At 63.0% G+C, this 1,571-nt stretch carries 3 protein-coding genes; all 3 read left to right on the top strand.

The features are described 5' to 3' along the window. The coding region (locus Q4C89_RS13860) for a septal ring lytic transglycosylase RlpA family protein (protein WP_303103212.1) at window positions 1–274 on the top strand (274 nt) is incomplete at its 5' end. Window positions 275–388: 114 nt separating this feature from the next. Further along, complete coding sequence (locus tag Q4C89_RS13855) at window positions 389–844, top strand: YbjN domain-containing protein (RefSeq protein ID WP_303103216.1); 456 nt, start codon at window positions 389–391, stop codon at window positions 842–844. A gap of 335 nt (window positions 845–1,179) precedes the next feature. Continuing rightward, a complete protein-coding gene (locus tag Q4C89_RS13850) occupies window positions 1,180–1,383 on the top strand; it encodes a helix-turn-helix domain-containing protein (protein ID WP_303103211.1) in 204 nt (67 codons plus the stop codon). Window positions 1,384–1,571 lie beyond the last annotated feature (188 nt).

The following is a 1,571-nucleotide window of genomic DNA, read 5'->3' as shown; positions in this document are numbered from 1 at the left end:
CAGCGTCTATCAGCGTGGGTACGCCGTGTACTACGGGGGCCGCCCCGACGCGCAGACCCGCATGACCGCCGCGCACCTGTCACTCCCGTTCGGCACCTGGGTGCAGGTCACGCACCAGCGCACGGGCCGCAGCGTGACAGTCAAAATCAACGACCGGGGGCCGTTCAACGGCAGCGGGCGCATCATCGACCTGTCTACGGCGGCGGCGCAGGCACTGGGCATCACCCGCGAGGGCGCGGCCCCGGTGACGCTGAGAATTCTGTCCCAGCCTTAACGCTCGGGCCGACTCCACTCTTCTCCCCCTGAAAATGAGAAGGCGGATGTTAGAATCGTTCGGGTCTACTGACCGGGCCAGTCCCACGGCCCGTTTTTCACCCCCTAGGAGGACATACACATGGAAACTGCACTCTTGACGCTGGATACGCTTGCCAAGTACCTGCAAGACAAGGAAGTTCAACTCGACATCGAGGAAAACGGCGGCCAGCGCTTTATCCGCATGGGCTGGCGCTTCGAGATGGGCGACGCCGCCGTGCTGGTGTCGGTCAACGACGGCCCCAACAACACCAGCCGCCTGGAAATCACCTGCGTGACCCAGAAGCAGTACGCCGACCGCCGCCCCGAAGTCGCCATGATGCTCAACGACCGCAACCGCGAGCGTGCCTTTGCCCGCAGCATCGACGCCGAAGGCAACGTCTGGCTGGAATATGTGGGCTTCTACCCCACCCTGGCCGAAATGCCCCAAGAAACCTTCGACACGCTGTTCGGCGGCGTGCTGATGCACTTCCAGGACGACTACGCCACCCTGGAAGGCTACGTCCCCCAGCCCCAGCAGCCCCAGGCCTAAAACTCAGGGAGCAGGGCACCACAAGGCAGGCTCTTTATGGGCCTGCTTTTTCGTTTTGCCTGCTCCCCCCATTCCTTCAGAAAGTTCTAGGAAAGGGTGACCCGCCCCTGACAGAGGTTGTGTTAGCCTCCTGGCAAGTTGAAACGGCTCCTGAGTTCCCCTCCCAGTTCGCCACTGAACGAGTGTGCCGGACTGCTTGCTCCCGGTGGGAGCAGCGGCGGTGGAACGGCCCGCTTCGACCAAATTGACTCATCCTGCGTGGGGCTGCCTTGTGGCGGCCCCGCGTGTCTTTTGGCCGTGCCGCGCAGTGTCACGGTTCAGAAAGGAGGTCCGACATGACCCTAGCCCACCAGTTCGACACCCTGCCCAAACTGCTCAAAGTGAGTGAGGTCGCCGACTTCACCGGAACCCACGAGCGCACCGTGCGCCGCTGGATCAAGGACGGGCGACTCGGAGCCGTCGAGCATCCCAGCGGGCTGCGCGTGCCCCGCCGCGCCCTGTGGCGCTTCCTGGGCCTGGATTTGGCGCTGAGCGCGTAAGACCCGTTCCGATAGAATCCCACAGAATGGGGGATGAAATCCGACTGGAAGGAGTAGGAAAAGAGACGGATTTCGGGAAATGGACCCATATCCGGTGCCCTGCCGGATATGGGGGAATTGGACGGAATCCGTGTAAGACCACGCAGGCTTTATGCTGCGGCGGTGAGCCTAAGCGCCCTGGCCTCCCT

It is taken from the genome of Deinococcus sp., from assembly GCF_030523985.1.
In the GTDB taxonomy this organism is placed as follows: Bacteria; Deinococcota; Deinococci; order Deinococcales; family Deinococcaceae; genus Deinococcus.
This window is presented reverse-complemented; position numbering and strand designations above follow the sequence as displayed.

Excerpts from the sequence above, each read along its gene's own strand:
- Q4C89_RS13850 (WP_303103211.1), top strand. The coding sequence starts at position 1,180 with ATGACCCTAGCCCACCAGTTCGACACCCTGCCCAAACTGCTCAAAGTG.